This is a genomic window from Corynebacterium sp. KPL2825, from assembly GCF_037908445.1.
In the GTDB taxonomy this organism is placed as follows: Bacteria; Actinomycetota; Actinomycetes; order Mycobacteriales; family Mycobacteriaceae; genus Corynebacterium; species Corynebacterium kefirresidentii.
Window position 1 is genome coordinate 170860 of record NZ_JBBMGI010000005.1, and the last position, 17999, is coordinate 188858.

Below are 17999 nucleotides of genomic sequence, written 5' to 3' on the forward strand. Positions count from 1 at the left end.
GAATCAATTAGCCCTGACGAGCCTTGAAACGGGGATCCTTCTTGTTGATCACGAAGACCTTACCGTGGCGGCGAATAACCTGGGCGCCCGGCTTCTTCTTCAGCGACCGAAGGGACTTACGGACCTTCATCGGGCGCTCCTTTCGTTATGCGCAATCTACATGCGGTTGAATAAGTAAAGCACGGACTGGGAATCCCCAGCCATGACACGAGGAAAAATTTTACCTCACGCGGCCGTCAATACCAAAACACTAAGGCTTGACGACTGCGGACTCGCGCTCGTAGCGCGACTTCATCTCCTCGCCTACCTCATCCAGGCTACGTCCCATTGTCTCTGGAACCAAAATGCGGGTATAGGCAATGGCGATGAGACCAAAGACTCCAAAGACCATAAACGCCACCGGGCCAGTCAGCCACTCCACTAGCGGCAAGAAGTACTGCGCCACGGCCCAGTTGGTGGCCCACAACGATAGCCCCGCAATGCCCATGCCTAGACCACGTACCTGCAGCGGTACTAGCTCGGAGATAAGCAGCCACGTCGTGGGTGAGACCGCCGCCTGTTGGAAGGCAATAAACAGCGCCATAAATACCAAAGAGACCATAGCCATAGCGGTGGAATCCTGGGCGTGGGAATAGGCGAAGGAAAGAATGAATAGCGAGACCACGTTGCCGGTCAGGCCGATGAGCAATAAGCGCTTGCGCCCAATGCGGTCTACTACCTTCAGCCCCACCCAGCAGGCGAGCACGGATACCGTGCCGATAACGATGGAAGTATAGACCGAATTGGCCGTAGAAATCCCCACCTGATTCATCATGGTCGGTGCGAAGTACACGATGGCGTTGACACCGGTAATCTGCTGTGTGAGCCCCATCAGCATGGCCAGCAGCACCGTAATCTGCATCCACCGGTTGGCAGCAAGAGCCTTCCACTCAGACCCGCTGGACTTGCGCGCGGTCTCCTGCGAAGTCAGCTCCGAAATATCCATTCCGGCGCGCCCGGCAATTTCTTGAGCACGAGCCATCTTGTCGTTCGTCGCTAGCCATACCGGCGTCTCTGGCAGAAACACCATTCCGAGCGCCAACGCGAGTCCTGGCACGGCGGCCAAGCCCAGCATCCACTCCCAGCTGCCTGTAGAGGCCAATGCGGAGTTGACCAAGTAGGCCATCAACTGACCCACCACAATCGCCAGGGTATTGAGCGAGACCATGCGCCCGCGCACCTTGGCGGGCACGATTTCCGCGATGTACATGGGCGAAACGATGGAGACCGCACCTACTGCAAAGCCCAAGAACGTGCGCGCCGTGGCCAGCATGCCCACCGAACCGGACAGGGCGCACCAGATGGAGCCCAGCACGAAAATGATGCCACCCGCAATCAACGTAAACCGCCGGCCAAATCTATCGGCAATGCGCCCAGCCGTAAGCGCACCAACAGCAGCTCCTACGAGCAGCATCGAGGTCACCCACCCCTCTTGGTGGGCGCTCATGTCGAATTCGGGGCTAATAAAAAGCAAGGCACCGGACATCACTCCGGTGTCGTATCCAAAAAGCAGCCCGCCGAGGGCCGCTACGCCAGCTACTACCTTGACATAAACATCCTTATTCACAGCACAATATTGTGTCAGGCGGCTACCATGAACGTCATGTCGAACGATGCCGAAAACCTGCAGCAAACCATCATAAAAGCCCTGGGTGTACGCCCCTTTATCGATCCAGAAGCGGAAGTCCAGCGCCGCGTGGATTTCTTGGTTGACTACCTGCGCACCACCGGCGCTAAGGGGTACGTGCTGGGGATTTCGGGCGGCCAGGATTCCACCTTGACAGGAAAGCTCGCGCAACTGGCGGTGGACCGCGTAGACGGCGCGGAGTTTTGGGCCGTACGTCTGCCTCACGGTGTGCAGGCCGATGAGGACGATGCCCAGATTGCCCTGGATTTCATCCAGCCTGATCACCGCCCCACCGTCAATATCAAGCCGGCCACCCTCGCCCTCGACGAGCAGGTGGCGGATGCTGTGCAGCTTGCCGACGTCACCGATTTCAACCGCGGCAATACTAAGGCCCGCCTGCGCATGACCGCCCAGTACGCCATCGCCGGCGAGGTCGGCGCCCTCGTCATCGGCACCGATCATGCGGCGGAAAACGTCACTGCTTTCTTCACTAAGTGGGGCGATGGTGCGGCAGACCTCCTCCCCTTGGCCGGGCTCAATAAACGCCAGGGCGCCGCCCTCCTAGAGCACCTCGGCGCCCCGCGCTCTACCTGGGAGAAGGTCCCCACCGCGGACTTGGAAGACGATAAGCCCCAGATTCCCGACGAAGAAGCCCTCGGCGTCACCTACGCCCACATCGATGACTACTTGGAGGGAAAGGCGGTTCCCGATGCCGCCCGCGAACGCATCGAAACCCTATGGCGCCGCGGCGCTCATAAACGCATCATGCCGCAGGGGCCAAACCTTTAGGCCAGTGCCTCCAAGGTTGCGGCAGCCGCACGCTCCAGCGGCCGGTTATAGCTTGCACCGTGCGTGAGCGCATGCACCGCTAGTGGATGCAGCTGATGCATAGGAATCCAATTCTCGATATCTTTCGGCGCACCATAGCCCTGGAAAATTTCTTCTAGGTATGGTGCCCCGAAAAGGGCCAGCATTCCCAAATCCGTATGCGGATGCCCGCCGTGGGCAGCGGGGTCAATCATGATGCCGCCATCGGAACCAAAGAGCAGGTTTCCCGCCCACAGGTCACCGTGGATGCGAGCCGGCGCCACATCCCAACTGCGCGCGGCGATGGCATCGCAAGCTCGCCTTACCAAATCCAACTGCGCCGAACTAATCCCAGCCAGTTCCGCAAAAGGCAGCACGCGCTGTTCGACGTAGAACTCACCCCAGTTATCCGTCGGGATGCAGTCTTGCTCGATGCTGCCGATGAAGTTCTTTCCCTCCCATCCGGCAGGAGGTGCGCCAAACGCTTCGGCTCCTGCGTGGTGCATGCGAGCCAACTCCGCACCAAACTTCCTCGCCGCCTCCGGCGTGGGCATGACCTCGTCCACGCGCTCGGTAACGATCTCTAGCCCGTCGGCGCTTACTACGTTGACCACCGCATCGGTAGCTTCCCCAAGCCACCGCAATCCTGCCGCCTCGGCGCCAGCTTGATCCGTGTCGCGTACTCGCTTTGAAAAAGTCTGCATGACGCCCAGCCTAATCCGGCAGGGAAATTTTTAAAGCGCCGCGCGCTCCCGCGTGGGCAAACACATCATGAATAGAAGCGCTAACCCACCGAACACGGGGATAAACCCGATCAAGCATAAAAACCCCGTTCTCCCAGAATCGTGCAACCGCCGGAAAATTAAGGAAACGACCGGCATAGCAAGAAATCCTTTTACAACAGGCTTGATATTCACGCCATAATGCTGATCGACGGCGTTAATGGGCACTGAAATCAACACTAGAAAGCCAAATACCCACCAGAACTCACTCACAGACGCTCGACCAAGGAAGTTGAAGTATCGAATAAAGAACCTGCCCACTGCCTGCGCAGGAGACGCCCCGTAGAGCGCATCGCGTGTAAAGAACCCCGTGGATTCGTAAGTCATAACGCGCGGGCCCCTTCGACGTTGGCTGCATATACTCGGCTGCGAACCATGCTACCCACTTCCCATAAAGGATGAGCAATGCAATCAGACGTCATCATCATCGGCGGTGGTTTTGCCGGCACCGCCGCTGCCATCACCTTGGCCCGCGCTAACCGGAATGTTCAGCTTATCGATTCCGGCGCTCCCCGCAACCGCTTCAGCGAACATTCCCACGGCATCCTCGGCCTCGACGGCGTGGCTCCCACCGAGCTGCTCGAACGCGGCCACGCGGAATTGCAGAAATTTGGTGGAAAAATTTCCCACGACACCGTGGAAAGCCTCTCCCGACCTTCCGAGCAGGCCCCGTGGCAAATAAGACTCACCGATGACACGCTTCTAGAATCCCGCCATGCCCTCGTTGCTACTGGTCTCACAGACAAGCTCCCTGAGGTCCCTGGTCTTAGTGATTTATGGGGAACGCGCCTCTTTCACTGCCCTTATTGCCACGGCCACGAGGTTAAGGGGAAGAAGGTTGCGCTCATTGGCGGCGCGAATCCGCCTTTTACTATCCGCATTAGCAAACTGCTTTCTAAGTGGACGAGTGCTCTGACCTTCTACCCCAACGGCCTTGAGCTCACCGGGCTTGACCGCACCCAGCTCACCGGATTGGGCGTAGAGATAAACGATGCGAAGGTGACACAAGTCCAGCCGGATCAGGCATCGCCCACCGGCGTAGAAGTACACAGCGCCGATGGAGTACACATCTACGAAGCATGCTTTACTGGGCCCGATTTTCTGCCCAACGATGCACTGTTGCGGGATGCCGGTTGCGAATCGGCCAATGGCTGGGTCAAAGCAGAGCGTGGCCAAACCTCAGTATCGCGCCTATGGGCAGCCGGCAATGTAGTCAGTTCGCCGGATCAGGTCTCCCAGGCGATGGGTAGCGGCGCCGCCGTAGGCATTGCTATCGACCAGTGCATGCTTGATGAGGACTTAGCAAAACTATAGGCACCCAAGACAAACAAAAAAGGAGAGGAACTAATGTTCCTCTCCTTTATATTGTGGAGCTAACGGGATTCGAACCCGTGACCCCCACACTGCCAGTGTGGTGCGCTACCAGCTGCGCCATAGCCCCTCAAACGAGGTACAACCTTGTGGGCTGCAACTCGCTTAAATATACATGGAGGGTATTTAACTCTCCAAATCGCCTGCTACTGGGTGACGATTTCTACCCAATCGCCCAGGTTCTTGCCGGCCTTTTGATCCTTTTCGGATGGAACATCCTTGCCATTTTGAACAATACGCGGCGAAGAGACAGAGCCGGTTTCTTTATCCAGCTTGTCGTAGTTGGTCTTCGCCATCTTATTGCCCTGCTTGATATCCACGTTCTTCATGGACTCAACAACGTCGTCTTCCGCGCCAAGCTCCTTGGCTGCTTCTGCAATGTCCGCAATCTCCCAAGAAGAAGCCACCGTCTGCTGGTTTTGCAGCATGTAATCACGCAGGTTCCAGTAAGTCTTGACGTCACCAGACTTAGACAGCTCAGACATAGCGGCTGCCGCCTTCGTGGAGTAGCCTTCCTGGCCTTCAATATCCTTGCCATCCAGGAAGTTGAGGGTGCGCACGTGAACGATCAGCTTGCCATCTTCGATGGCCTTCTTCATGTCACCGTCGGTAGCCTGAGCCAATTCAGCACAGTGCGGGCAGGAGAAATCCTCGTAGAGATCTACCTCAGGGGTACCCTTCTTGGCACTGTCAGACTTGAGGGTGATGGCTCCGTCGTTGTATTCCATGGACATATTCACGTCCTGGGCTTCAAGGTCACCGACAGAGTCCGTGGATGACTGCTTGCCATTCCACACGATATAGCCGATAACAACGGCAATGATGACGAGAAGTACACCGACTCCCCAGATAAAACCGTTGCCACCCTTAGCGTTCGGGTCAGTTACTTTGCTCATTTGAACCTTGCCTTTGAAAATTCTCGGACCAATACAGCCTACCTTGCCCACCTATTAGGGGTGAAGGGCAAACTTGGTGAAAGGGCGTTTAATAGTCCAAACAGTGAAGAATAGATACGCGGCATCGCGCAACAGCGTCTTCGCATAATCCATTCCGCGGTCAGGATTTTGGGCGTCATAGCCAAAGCAGCCGCAGTCAATATCTAGCCCGCGGGCCCAGGCCTGCGCGATGCCCACCATAAACAGCAGCAACACGATGGTTGCCACGATGGAGGATCTCCGCAAAAACAGCCCGAGAAGCAAGAGCACGCCACCGATAACTTCTAATGGGCCAATGACCGTTGCTAGGTAAAGAGCCCAATCAGGCGTAAAAATGTCATAGCCTTTGATGGCTTGGGTCATGTCCAGAGTTTTGCCGAGCTTGTGCACGCCGGCTTCAATCCACACCCAGGCCATGCCAAAGCGGGCGATGAAGCTGATGATATCGAGCACCAGCTTCCCTTTATTCTTGCTACTCACGAGGATGAGTTTAGCGTTAAACCTCTAATACATGGGTAACAACTGCCTGTGCTTCTGCTTGTACCTTTCTGAGATGCTCCTCACCCAGGAAAGACTCCGCATAGATTTTGTACTTATCTTCCGTACCAGAAGGGCGGGCAGCGAACCACGCATTCTTAGTCGCCACCTTCAGACCGCCGATGGCGGCACCGTTGCCGGGAGCCTCAGTTAATTTGGCCACGATCTCCTCCCCTGCCAGCTCCGTAGCGCTGACCTTTTCGGGAGATAGCTTCTTCAGGATGGCCTTTTGCTCGCGGTTAGCTGGGGCGTCGGTACGGGCATAGGCTGGGGCACCGAATTTTTCCGCCAGCTCTGCATAGCGCTGGGACGGGCTCTTGCCCGTTACTGCGGTGATCTCCGCGGCAAGTAGATCCATAATGATGCCGTCCTTATCGGTAGACCATACGGAGCCATCGAAGCGTAGGAAAGAAGCACCGGCCGATTCTTCACCACCGAAACCAATGGTGCCTTCCACCAGCCCCGGCACAAACCATTTGAAGCCGACGGGAACCTCCACCAGCTCCCGGTCAAGGCTTTCCACCACGCGATCAATCATAGAGGAGGACACCAAAGTCTTTCCCACACCGGCATTCCCCCACTGCGGACGGTGACTAAAGAGGTACTCGATGGCCACGGCGAGGTAATGATTGGGGTTCATCAGGCCAGCATCGGGAGTGACAATGCCATGGCGATCCGCATCGGCGTCGTTGCCGGTGGCAAGGTCGAAGCTTGAGCGGGCGTCGATAAGCGAGGCCATGGCAGCCGGCGAGGAACAATCCATGCGGATCTTGCCGTCTGTATCCAAGGTCATAAAGCGGAACGTGGAGTCCACCTCAGGGTTGACCACGGTCATATTCAGCCCGTAGTAATCCGCAATGGCCTGCCAATAGTCCACCGAGGCACCACCCATGGGATCAGCGCCGATGCGCAGGCCGGAATCTTTAATAGCCTGCATATCCACCACATTCTTAAGGTCAGCCACGTAGTTGTGTACGTAGTCATGCTTGATGCAGCGCTCGTCCAGCACGCCCGCGACAGACGTCCGCTTCACGCCCTCCAGCCCGGCGCGCAAGTAGTCGTTGGCGCGCCCTGCAATCCAATCGGTTGCCTGCGCATCGGCCGGGCCGCCGGTTGGCGGGTTGTACTTGAAACCACCATCGCGCGGAGGGTTATGCGAAGGAGTAATCACAATGCCGTCGGTACCGGGGCGGGTCAAAATCGCGTGGGATACCGCCGGGGTCGGGGTATAGCGGCCGCGATCGTCGACGCGAACCTCCAGCTCATTGGCCAGCAGCACCTCGAGGGCGGAGACCATGGCGGGCTCGGATAGCGCATGGGTATCTCGGCCGATAAAAATTGCCCCGGTAACGCCTTGCTCTGCGCGATAGTCCACAATGGCTTGGGTGATCGCCAGGATATGCGCCTCATTGAAAGCGCAGTCGAGTGCGGAACCGCGATGCCCAGAGGTACCAAAGGAGACCTGCTGGTCTGGGTTCTCCGCATCCGGGGTGCGGGTGTAGTAGGCGGTGACCAATTCTGCGATGTCAATGAGGTCCGATGGTTGTGCAAGCGTGCCGGCGCGCTCGTGGGCCATGGCGTACTCCTTGGGGTTGGGGTCCGTATAGCTATAGCTTGCCTTCTCCCCAGTGATTGCGCAGGACGGATGATCCCCCGGCTGGGGGTATGGCCAAATTTACTCCATTTCTATAGTTCGCTAGATTTGCAGAATGGACTCGCTTAATTCCATTCTCTCCGCCATCAGCACCGTGGTCTGGGGACCATTCATCCTCATTCCACTCCTGTTGGGCACGGGCCTGTGGCTGACAATCCGTTTGGGTGGCCTCCAGTTCCGGACGCTAGGGCGTGCGACGCGCCACGTCTTTGCCACAGACTCTGATGATGAGTCCACCGAAGGAGATATTTCCAATTATCAGGCGCTGACCACCGCCCTTGCCGCCACCGTAGGCGTGGGAAATATCGTGGGGGTGGCTACCGCGCTGTCCATTGGTGGCCCCGGCGCGCTGGTATGGATCTGGATTACGGGCCTAGTGGGCATGGCCTCCAAATACACCGAGGCGTACCTCGGAGTGCGTTTTCGCACCACCGATTCCAAGGGCGAGATGTCCGGCGGCCCCCAGCAATATCTCAAGCGCGGCATCCCCGGACCGCTCGGCTCCGTGCTAGCTGTCTTCTTTGCCATCTTCGCAATCTGCGCCTCCTTTGGCATCGGCAACCTCGCCCAAGCCAATGCCGTGGCCACCAATATGGAATCCACTTTCGGCATCGCCCCAGCGGCCACCGGTGCAATCCTGTTCGTCTTGGTAGGCTCCGTACTCCTCGGGGGAATCCAGGCCATCGGCCGCATCACCGCGGCCTTCGTGCCTTTAATGATCATCGTTTATGTTCTTGGCGGGCTGTACGTGATTTTCTCCCATGCCGCAGAGCTCCCCGCCGCCTTTGCCATGATTTTCAGCGATGCCTTCACCGGCACGGCCGCCGGCGGCGGGTTCGTAGGCTCGACCATCATGATGGCCATTCAATACGGCGTCGCCCGCGGCATCTTCTCCAATGAGTCCGGCATGGGCTCCGCCGCCATCGCCGCGGCGGCCGCCAAAACCCCGCACCCGGCGCGCCAGGGGCTAGTCTCCATGACGCAGACCTTCATTGACACCATCATTGTGGTCACCATTACCGGCTTGGTCATTGTGGTGGGTGGCACCTGGGACATGGGCCGCGACGAGGCCGGAATCATGACGGCCGAGGCCTTCTCCCGTGTCTTGCCTGGCGACTGGGGCGGCACCATCGTTTCGCTCTCCATTATTTTCTTCGCCTTTTCCACCATCATGGCCTGGGCTTATTATGGCGAGCGTTCTTTGGAGTCCTTGTGCGGCCGCAAGGCTTCCATCCCCTACCGCATGTTCTTTGCCTGCCTGCTTTTTGTCGGTTCCGTCTCGGAGCTCGAGCTTGCCTGGACCTTCTCCGATCTGGCCAATGGTCTCATCGCCATCCCGAACCTCATTGGGCTGCTCCTCCTTTCCGGCCTAGTAGCCCGCGAGACCAAGGCGTACCTAGCCTTTGATCCCAAGCTCAATAAACCGGTAGATGAGGTGCGCGCGTTCGTAGAGTCCCAGGGAATGGACTGGAAGTAACATAGGCCGCATGCCTCAATTCCTCGTCGTGGGTGCTGGCGCCGCGCTCGGTGCGGCTGCCAGATACTTGCTTTCCGTAGCACTCGGCGGCGGCATGATCCCGCTGCTCATCATTAATATTCTCGGCAGCGCGCTCATGGGTTATTTCCGCCCCAGCCCATTCTGGGGCACGGGCGTGCTGGGCGGCTTCACCAGCTTTGCCACCTTCGCCTTCCTCACCTCCGAAGCGCACTGGACCATCGCCCTAGCCTATGTCCTAGCCACCATCGTTGGCTGCGTGGGCGGCTACCTGGCGGGTGACAAGCTGCGATGAATCTTCTATGCGTCCTTCTCGGCGGCTTCATAGGCGGCAGCCTCCGCTATGGTTTTACCCGGCTTTTACCTGCCCCCTACTGCACCTTCGTGGCGAATATTTTGGGCTCCCTCGCCCTCGGCCTGGCTTATGGTTTCACCCAGCTTGCCGACGTCCCCCTCATCCACCCCTTCCTCGCCCTCGGCCTTGCAGGTGGCCTGTCCACCTGGTCCACGCTGGCCAAGGAACTAGGAGAAATGATCAAACGCAAACAATGGTGGCGGCTGAGCAAGTATCTCTTCTGGACCATCGGGCTCGGCATCGTTTTAGCCTGGCGCGGCACCATCTGGGCGGCCCGCATTTATCACGGGATTTAAGGGGTAAACTCCCAGCTAACTAGCAGTTACTTTTGGCCCGCTCAGGCCTAATATTTTTCGGGTGAGTTTCCTCTTGAATCTGCCTTTGGCGGATCCCATCAATGGCGTGATCTTCTACGCCATCCTCGCGATTGCGGCCATCATCATTCTCCTCCAACGCAAGGTGTGGCCACTGGTCATCGCCGCCTTGCTGTGCATTATTGCTTGGTTCCTACTCCGTCACTGGCAAGTACCGTGGTACATCTTCCTCGCCGCCTTCGTCCCCGTGGCGGCGCTAGTACGCAAACCTAAGATTGTCACGGTCACCGCCGGAATCTTTTCCCTTTTGGCCACGGTCGGCATCGTCAACATGGAATACCAAACCTATCCAGATATTGCGTCCCTTGACCCGCGCCCTGTGGCAAAGGAAATGAGCTACGAAGAATTTTCCCACACCAAGTCTGGTGCAGCCATCGTCCATGTCGATCTTCCCGGCACCACCTCCCATTTCGCCGCTCGACAAGCCACCGCGTATATTCCGCCGGCATACTGGACGGACCGTACCTTGCCTGTCATCGTGCTCCTGCACGGCAACCCGGGCGGCCCGGATCAGTGGTTCGGTTCGGGCGAGGCAGCCGAAACTGCAGACCAATTCCAGGCGGCTAACGGGGGCCGCAGCCCCATCGTCATAGCCGTGGACGCCACCGGCTCTGAAACCGCCAACCCCATTTGCGCCGATAGCTCCCAGGCTAAGGTAATGACCTACCTCAGCCAGGACGTACCACAGGCCATTAAACAAAAATTCAAAGTCAACCCGGATCAGCGCACCTGGACGGTGGGCGGATTAAGCTACGGCGGCACCTGCTCCCTACAGATCGCCACCAACCGCCCCGAAGCCTATGGTTCCATCATCGACATTTCCGGTGAGGCTGAACCCACCATTGGCAACCACGCGGCGACGGTGAAGAAATTCTTCGCCGGGGACGAATCCGCTTTCAATGACCAAGACCCCGCCCACTTGCTCGCCCACAAGCACTTCTCTACCCAGGCCATCTTCATCGCTGGCGATAAGGACTCTGCTTCGGTCAATGCTTTGCGCTCGCTTTCCGATGCCGCCCGCGCCGCCGGCATGAAAACCTACTTTGGCACCCGACCCGGCGGCCACTCCTTCCAGGTGTGGCGCCCAGCCCTGCGCGAATCTTTCGCTTGGGCCGCTAGCCGCGGTGGAATGACCGCTATCAAGGATCCCTTCGATGGAATTGGAGCCCACGATGTCCGTTCTTAAAACCATCCTGACCAGGTTTCCCGTTTCCCTAGCCGTCTTAGTCATTATGTGGGCGCTTCACCTAGTGGACTTCCCCACCTCCCACTGGCTGGCGCTGACCACCGCGCACCCCGGTGGCGCCATTATCTTGTCCGTGCTCATCGTGCTCTGGCTCGTTCCCGCTGAATGGCGCTTAGGTTCCTTGCGCACATTGGCGGTAGGAGTTGTCTCCCAGCTCATCAGCGTCCCGCTGTCCATCGTGCTCGCCCGCGGTATCGAGACCGTAGGCCTAAATCGATGGGGCAATGACTTATTGAGCGATACCTTCCTCACCCCTATCGGCTTTATCGCCGGTGCCGCTGGTTTTGCTTCCGCTTTACTCCCTCGCCTATGGCGCCGGCGACTGCGCGTTTCGCTTATCGTGCTTACCGCCACTTTTGTGCTCTATTCCGGCACCATGTCAGATGTTCTCGGCATCGTCGCCGCCATGCTTTCTATTACGGCTGGCCAATTGCTCTTTAAGCCCGAATCCGCGCCGCCTTCCATCAGGGAGCGTCGCGTGCTCCTCGCCGTCGGTATCGCCTGCGTAGCCATTGGCCCCGCCTTCGTGGCACTCGACCCCATGGCCGAAGGTCCGTTCTCCCAAATCACACAGCTCCTGTGGGCACCACACCTTTCGGCTCTGGAGGCCACTCAAGCCTGCGCAGATTCGCTAACTTCTACCAGCTGCACCGCCGCAGTCGATCTCGCCCGTGCCCAGGGCATCGGCGCCTTGGTAGCCAATATCATGCCGTTTATCATCCAGCTGGTGGTGTGTTTTGGTCTCATGCGGGGCCGCGTGCTCGCTTGGTGGATGGCGGTTATCACTCAAATACTGGCCATCGCCTTGCTGACCTACCAGCTTTGGGACGATGCCCGCCTGAGCTACCTCCTGCCCAACCTCGTGCTCGTCATCCTTCCCTGGCTCTTGGCGCTGTTCATGCTGCTTATCAATCGTTCGCTCTTCCGGATCCGCGAAAACCGCGCATTTTTCACCCGCACTATTGTCTTCGCTATCCTTGCCTCTACCCTCGGCGCGGGCTTGTGGATCCTTACGGCCTCGTTGCACAACACCGTTCCCCCAGCAAATCTTTCCGACATCCTCGCAGAGACTCCCTTGCGCTTCGTTCCGGCCGTCGTTGCGCTTATCCTTCCCCACCACGTCGCACCGGCAACGATGTTTTCCTGGTTCATCTACCTATGGGTTGGAAACGCCTTCTGGATCCTGCTGGCAGTCCGGCTCTACCTTGGCTTTTCTCGGCCCGTTGACCCTGCACAAGAATCCGACCGCGACGCGGCCCGCCACCTGCTCGAATCCGGCACCGGCGATCATCTTTCCTTCATGACGCTGTGGAAATCCAACCGGTACTTCTTCCACGGTGATTCCTATGTGGCCTATCGTGTCTCCAATGGCATCGCGCTCACGCTGGGCGCCCCCGTCGGCCACGATATCAGCGCCGAATTCGAGCGCTTTGCCGCCGAGCAAGGCTGGGCCGTGGCGTGGTATTCCGTCAATGCGCAGTTCGCGGATGCTCACCCACAGCTCAAGCGCCTACAAGTTGCAGAAGAAGCAGTCCTCAACTGCGAGTCCGTGGAATTCAAAGGAAAGAAATTCCAAAATGTGCGCACGGCCCGAAACAAAGCCGAGAAGGAAGGCGTTAGCACTCGGTGGACCACGTGGGAGGAGCTAGATATTGCTTCTATCGCCCGCATTAGCGCACTCAGCGAGGACTGGGTTTCCGACAAGGCCCTACCCGAGATGGGCTTTACCCTCGGCGGCTTAGAAGAAATGACGGTGACCGGCACCCGGCTTTTGCTTGCTGAGTCCGCCGACGGCACTTTGCATGGTGTGACCAGTTGGATGCCGGTATACGAAAATGGTGCTATTGCCGGTTACGTTCTCGACGTCATGCGCCGCAACGAGCACGGCTTTAAGGGAGTAATTGAGCTCCTCATCTCAGAGGCTATGCTCATTGCCCAGTCCGAAGGCCTTGCCTGGATCTCCTTGTCCGGTGCGCCATTGGCTGGACAGCCTGACGAGCCTAACTGGCTCGACGTCGCCCTCAATCGCATTGGGGAGGAAGTAGAACCTCTCTATGGCTTCCGCACCCTCGCGGCCAGCAAGCGCAAATTCCAGCCCGAGGAGCACCCGTGGTACCTGTGCTATCACGATGAATTGAAGCTTCCTTCCATCGCGCTGGCCACCATGCACGCCTACCTGCCCGATATGAAGACCAAGGATGCGGTATCGGCAGTCAAGGCATGGATGGCCGCGTAAAAGCATTAAGGCCTCCCCTCAACGTGTGATGAGGGGAGGCCTTAGACTAGGCAGCTAGTCGGCGATTGCTTCCAATGGCGGCGTCTTCGCCGCGCGGTGCGACGGCCATACTGCCGCGATAATGCCGACGAGGGCCGAGCCCACAAGCATAATGAGCACCATCGCCCACGGAATCTGCGCAGAGTCTAGTCCCTCATCGCCGAGGATCTTGATGAAAGACCAGCCCAAGCCGAGCCCAATGAGGATGCCCATCACCGCGCCAAAGAGCGCGATCTGCACGGACTCCAGGGTAATCATCGTGCGGATCTGGCGGCGTTGTGTGCCCACAGCCCGCAACATACCGATCTCCTGGCGGCGCTCGATTACACCCAAGGTCAAGGTATTGACAATGCCCAACACCGCAATAATGACGGCAAGGGCGAGCAGACCATAAAGGATGGAGAGCATCTGGTCAATAAAGCCTGCAGCTTGGCCCGCATACTCCTCACCGGAATTGACCTGAACCACAACCAGATCCTTGACCGCATCCTCCAAGTTATGGCGCAGTTCTTCCTTGTCATAGCCTTCTTGACCCAAGACGCCCACCATCTGGACGGTAAAGGACTTCTCCGGTGCAACCTTTTCAGCTACCTCCTGCGAGAGCACCATATTCTGCACCACATCGGTGGACTTAAAGATGCCGACCAATTTGGCCTCGGCCTTCTTGTCCTTTTCCGCAGAAGCTACCTTATAGGTCTCTCCTACCTTCCAGCCGTGTTCCTTGGCAAAGTCTTCGGTAGCAATGAATCCCTTATCCAAGTTGGCATCGCCCTCGACCATATCGAGCGCAATCATCGACGACGGATCTCCATCCGCAGTCGTGGTCTGCTGGAATTGCGGACCATAATCCATCGATGCCTGACCATCAACGGTCACCGGAGCCATACCGATGGTGATGGCCTTATCTACGCCCTCAGCCTCAGCCGCACGCTTACCAGTGTCCTTCGGTGTTGGGAATTCACCGGAGCTAGGGCCAGAAAGGAGGTAATCGGAGGTGATGTTCTGCTCCACGGTATCGGCCACGGAGGACTTCATCGTCGCGCCAAGCATGCCAATAGCCGTCACCAAGGCCACGCCTAGGGTCAGGGCAAATGCAGTAGCAGCCGTGCGGCGTGGATTGCGACGCGAGTTCGTCGCCGCCAAAGAACCGATAGCACCGAAAGGCACACCGATTACCTTGCCTACCGTCGGCACCAAAGGGAGCGACAGGGCTGGGCCAGCCAAGAAGAATCCGACAATGATCCCGAACGCGCCCACACCGACGAGGACGGCGCGGACGTTCGTCTCGCCGTCGGAAAGCACGCCTGCCAACGCCGCAACAATGCCAACCAGCAAAATAATGGCACCGAAAATTGTGCGGACCTTCAGGGAAGACGCAGAAGCAGACTCGGTGGTGCGCATCGCTTCAACCGGTTGCACGCGACCTGCGCGCCGTGCCGGGGCCCACGCGGACACGACCGTCACGATGGTGCCCAAAATAATCGGGACCACGATGGCCGAAACGCTCAGGCCCAAGCCACCGTCGAACGGCATTCCTTTCGCGCTCATTACTGCCTTAATGATGGCCACCAAGCCCATGCCGGCAACAACGCCGACAATGGAACCCAGAAGTCCCACGATGGCAGATTCCACCACCACCGAGTTCGTAATCTGGCGGCGGGAAGCGCCCAGCGCGCGCAGGAGAGCGAATTCCTTGGTGCGCTGCGCGACAATCATAGAGAAGGTATTAGCGATGATAAACGTGCCCACCAGCAGTGCAATCAGGCCGAACGCAATGAGGAAGTAGTTAATGAACTTCAAGGCGGAGGACATCATCTCAGAGGTTTCCTCCGCCAGGCGCTCGCCCGACTCCGCCTTGACGTCATATTTGTCATTTAGGTGATCCACCAAGGCGTTCGCATCCACGCCTTCGGCCGCAGAAACCTTGAGCTGGCTCGGATCGCCGTAGCGCTCCAGGTAGTCCTTCTCGGCCATGCTCAGCACGATGCTATCGCCCTGGTCGACGGCGGGCTCCGAGATACCAGAAACGGTAACCGTATCCTGCTCATCGGGGTGAACCACAATGAGCTTTTGTCCCACGGAGATTCCGTATTTATCCGCCGCGGAGGAATTGACAAGGACTTCGTCCTTACCGCTCGGCTCCTCGCCCTCCTTTAGCTTATCGGCACCGCCAACGACCTTATCCTCTGGATAAAACGGGACAACGCTGGCCGTACCGCCCTGAGTCTGATAGGCCTCCGAGTTCTCATTGGCTGCGACGACAGTCTCCGAATCCGCAATATTGATGTTCTTGACATCTTCATCATCGGCCAACTTCTGGCGAAGCTTTTCATCCAGCTTCGCGCCATTGTCGTCCTTCTGGCTCACCACCGCATCCACGCCACGAAATTCATTATCCACGGCGGAGTCAAAAGTAGACTTCAGCGAATTGGTGAACATAAACGAGCCGGCAATAAACGCTGTGCCCAAGACCACCGCGAGAATTGTCAGCCCAAGGCGCAACTTATGCGCCACGATATTGCGCAGGGACACCCTGCGCATTGCATTTCCGCGTGCCATTTAGCCCTCAATCTCCGCCATTACCTGGTGAATGGCCTCCATCGTCGGATTGTGCAACTCGTTGACAAGCTTGCCGTCAGCAAGGAAAACCACTCGGTCCGCGTACGACGCTGCCTTCGCATCGTGCGTCACGATGACCACGGTTTGGTCATCCTTGTCCACTGCCGTGCGCAAAATATCGAGCACCTCGGCCGAAGAATTGGAGTCCAGGTTGCCGGTTGGCTCATCGCCGAAGATAATTTCCGGACGGGAAACCAGCGCGCGGGCACAGGCCACGCGCTGCTGCTGACCGCCTGATAGCTCAGCCGGTCGGTGCTCCAAGCGCTCTGCCAAGCCTAGACGGCGAGTTACCTCTTCGAACCACTGCTTATCGACGTCCTTACCCGCAATGTCGGTCGGCAACGTGATGTTTTCCGCGGCAGTCAGCGTAGGAACAAGGTTAAAGGACTGGAAAATAAAGCCCAGCCGATCACGGCGCAGCGCCGTAATGTCCTTGTCGTTGAGCGCCGACATATCGGTATCGCCGATAAACGCCGAACCGGAAGTCGCGGAATCCAAACCAGCCATAGTGTGCATTAGCGTCGACTTACCGGAGCCCGATGGGCCCATGATCGCAGTGAATTCGCTCTTGCCGAACTCAATGGAAACATGATCCAGGGCCACAACGGCTGTGTCATCGCTTCCGTATTGCTTGAACAAGTCAACGGCGCGAGCCGCAGCATCAGTCATGAAACAAATTCTCCTTGTAAATGGGAAATTACCTCTTATAGTTTAGCTACCATGAACGACGGCCAGCATCATCCCAGAGGAGGAAAACGGCACACTAAGGCATGGCGAGATCAATCATGGAGCCGTACTCCGGTTGCCATCAACCTAATCTGTTGCCGTTCCTCTTTTTGTTCTTTGTTGTTGTAGTGCGAGGTATTGTGCCCAGGTGTGGTTCCAGTGTGTTTGGTGTGTGGCTAGGGGCCCGGTGGGGTGGTCTAGTTGGTAGGTGCCGTCTCGGTGGAGCCAGGCGATGGTGCCGGTGATGTGGTCGAGGATGTAGTGGACGCGGCGGTCGGTTTTGATGTTGTGGTGGTGTTGGCAGAGGTTTACTAGGTTGTCTGGGCTGGTCGGTCCGCCTTGGTGGTATTCAATGCGGTGGTCTAGTTGGCATCGTGTGGCGGGGATGGTGCAGCCGGGCCAGCGGCAGGTGGCGTCTCTGCCTTGGGTGTAGGCGCGGATGTCAACATTTGGGGTGTAACCATCAACGTCATCGGCGACTAGGCAGCGCACGAAAGCGTGGTCTATGGGTGCTTGGTTGATGTTTATCCATCCGGCACCAGGAACATAGACGCTGTTTGCTTCTGGGTTGGTGGTAAAGGTGTTGATAGCCACGCTGGTGTGGGTGTCTTCCAAGATGAGGTCGATAAGTCCTTGTGCTGCGGTGGTTTTCGCTTTATTGACGTAGGCGTCGATGTGGTGGGCGATGATGGCGGCTGTGGCGCGGTCGCAGGTCAGTGACAGGGTGGTGGTGTGGTCTGGATTGATATGAATTCGAAGGCGGGGTTCGGGCTGTTGTTCTTTGTCTTCTGGGCAAAGGTGGGTATCGATGAAGGTGCGGATAAACCGGCGTAGGTCGGCGTCGGTGGGTACTGTTTCGTTTGGTGTGGTGGGGGTGAGGAAGTCTGCGAGTGCTGCGTCGATGGCTTCGAGGTCATCTAGGTTGTTATCTAGGCGGTATAGTTCGCGGTCGATGATGCGCAGTTTGGTCAGATCGAGTATCCAGTGGTGGCCTTGCACTTCGGTAACGAGGGGTAGTTGGCACATGCGGTAGTGGGCGCGGATATACCCGAGGAGTTTGAAGTGTCCCAGGTTTTGTTCGAGCGTGTCAAGTTGTTTGTGTGTGGGGCTGGGTTTATAGGTATTTGTCGAAGCGGTCGGGGTAGGCCACGGCCATT

At 57.8% G+C, this 17999-nt stretch carries 17 protein-coding genes and 1 tRNA gene; 7 read left to right on the forward strand and 11 right to left on the reverse strand.

The features are described from left to right. Window positions 1-7 precede the first annotated feature (7 nt). Together ykgO and WMQ00_RS05810 are read right to left on the reverse strand one after the other, a co-directional pair. On the reverse strand, window positions 8-130 hold the full coding sequence (ykgO, locus tag WMQ00_RS05805; RefSeq protein WP_003847162.1) for a type B 50S ribosomal protein L36: 123 nt from the start codon (window positions 128-130) through the stop codon (window positions 8-10). A gap of 120 nt (window positions 131-250) precedes the next feature. After that, a complete protein-coding gene (locus WMQ00_RS05810; protein ID WP_284799136.1) occupies window positions 251-1606 on the reverse strand; it encodes a sugar porter family MFS transporter in 1356 nt (451 codons plus the stop codon). A 27-nt stretch (window positions 1607-1633) separates the two neighbouring features. Between WMQ00_RS05810 and nadE the strand changes: the two genes are divergently transcribed. Continuing rightward, window positions 1634-2455, forward strand: a complete 822-nt coding sequence (gene nadE, locus WMQ00_RS05815; protein WP_284799137.1) for an ammonia-dependent NAD(+) synthetase — start codon at window positions 1634-1636, stop codon at window positions 2453-2455. Here the strand turns inward: nadE and WMQ00_RS05820 are convergent. Next, entirely contained in the window at window positions 2452-3177 is a 726-nt protein-coding gene (locus WMQ00_RS05820; RefSeq protein WP_239204905.1) for a fructosamine kinase family protein, read from the reverse strand. The two genes, nadE and WMQ00_RS05820, sit on opposite strands and share 4 nt — an antisense overlap. 30 nt (window positions 3178-3207) lie before the next feature. Beyond that, window positions 3208-3582: a DUF805 domain-containing protein gene (locus WMQ00_RS05825; RefSeq protein ID WP_239204903.1), complete on the reverse strand. Its 375-nt coding sequence runs from the start codon at window positions 3580-3582 to the stop codon at window positions 3208-3210. 78 nt (window positions 3583-3660) lie between these two features. On the opposite strand from WMQ00_RS05825, the gene WMQ00_RS05830 reads away from it, so the two are divergent. Then, the gene (locus WMQ00_RS05830; RefSeq protein ID WP_316360072.1) at window positions 3661-4569 is read left to right on the forward strand and encodes an NAD(P)/FAD-dependent oxidoreductase; all 909 of its coding nucleotides are present in this window, start codon (window positions 3661-3663) and stop codon (window positions 4567-4569) included. A 54-nt stretch (window positions 4570-4623) separates the two neighbouring features. Here the strand turns inward: WMQ00_RS05830 and WMQ00_RS05835 are convergent. From WMQ00_RS05835 to pgm, 4 genes are all read right to left on the reverse strand, one after another. Beyond that, window positions 4624-4696, reverse strand: a tRNA-Ala gene (locus tag WMQ00_RS05835). A gap of 76 nt (window positions 4697-4772) precedes the next feature. Further along, entirely contained in the window at window positions 4773-5522 is a 750-nt protein-coding gene (locus WMQ00_RS05840) for a DsbA family protein (RefSeq protein ID WP_023020843.1), read from the reverse strand. A 54-nt stretch (window positions 5523-5576) separates the two neighbouring features. Beyond that, window positions 5577-6041, reverse strand: coding sequence for a MauE/DoxX family redox-associated membrane protein (locus WMQ00_RS05845; RefSeq protein ID WP_023020842.1), 465 nt, complete (start codon window positions 6039-6041; stop codon window positions 5577-5579). Window positions 6042-6057: 16 nt separating this feature from the next. Next, complete coding sequence (pgm, locus tag WMQ00_RS05850; protein ID WP_340440765.1) at window positions 6058-7674, reverse strand: phosphoglucomutase (alpha-D-glucose-1,6-bisphosphate-dependent); 1617 nt, start codon at window positions 7672-7674, stop codon at window positions 6058-6060. 133 nt (window positions 7675-7807) lie between these two features. On the opposite strand from pgm, the gene WMQ00_RS05855 reads away from it, so the two are divergent. The 5 genes from WMQ00_RS05855 (at window position 7808) to WMQ00_RS05875 (ending at window position 13458) form a co-directional block, all read left to right on the forward strand. Beyond that, window positions 7808-9229 carry an alanine/glycine:cation symporter family protein gene (locus tag WMQ00_RS05855; protein WP_340440766.1) on the forward strand — a complete coding sequence of 474 codons (1422 nt, stop codon included), beginning with the start codon at window positions 7808-7810 and terminating at the stop codon, window positions 9227-9229. Window positions 9230-9239: 10 nt separating this feature from the next. Continuing rightward, window positions 9240-9542, forward strand: coding sequence for a fluoride efflux transporter family protein (locus WMQ00_RS05860; protein ID WP_049360965.1), 303 nt, complete (start codon window positions 9240-9242; stop codon window positions 9540-9542). Beyond that, window positions 9539-9898 (forward strand): fluoride efflux transporter FluC, encoded by a 360-nt coding sequence (locus WMQ00_RS05865; RefSeq protein ID WP_023020838.1) that lies wholly within the window; start codon window positions 9539-9541, stop codon window positions 9896-9898. The genes WMQ00_RS05860 and WMQ00_RS05865 overlap by 4 nt, the downstream gene beginning before the upstream one ends. Window positions 9899-9959: 61 nt before the next feature. Continuing rightward, on the forward strand, window positions 9960-11162 hold the full coding sequence (locus WMQ00_RS05870; RefSeq protein ID WP_340440767.1) for an alpha/beta hydrolase: 1203 nt from the start codon (window positions 9960-9962) through the stop codon (window positions 11160-11162). After that, window positions 11149-13458, forward strand: a complete 2310-nt coding sequence (locus tag WMQ00_RS05875; RefSeq protein ID WP_340440768.1) for a bifunctional lysylphosphatidylglycerol flippase/synthetase MprF — start codon at window positions 11149-11151, stop codon at window positions 13456-13458. The genes WMQ00_RS05870 and WMQ00_RS05875 overlap by 14 nt, the downstream gene beginning before the upstream one ends. Before the next feature lie 54 nt (window positions 13459-13512). Here WMQ00_RS05875 and WMQ00_RS05880 read toward each other — a convergent pair whose 3' ends face one another. The 3 genes from WMQ00_RS05880 to WMQ00_RS05890 all read right to left on the reverse strand — a co-directional run. Next, the gene (locus tag WMQ00_RS05880) at window positions 13513-16056 is read right to left on the reverse strand and encodes an ABC transporter permease (RefSeq protein WP_023020835.1); all 2544 of its coding nucleotides are present in this window, start codon (window positions 16054-16056) and stop codon (window positions 13513-13515) included. Then, window positions 16057-16785: an ABC transporter ATP-binding protein gene (locus WMQ00_RS05885; RefSeq protein WP_023020834.1), complete on the reverse strand. Its 729-nt coding sequence runs from the start codon at window positions 16783-16785 to the stop codon at window positions 16057-16059. It abuts the gene before it with no gap. 144 nt (window positions 16786-16929) lie between these two features. Continuing rightward, the coding region (locus tag WMQ00_RS05890) for an HNH endonuclease signature motif containing protein (RefSeq protein WP_340440769.1) at window positions 16930-17999 on the reverse strand (1070 nt) is incomplete at its 5' end.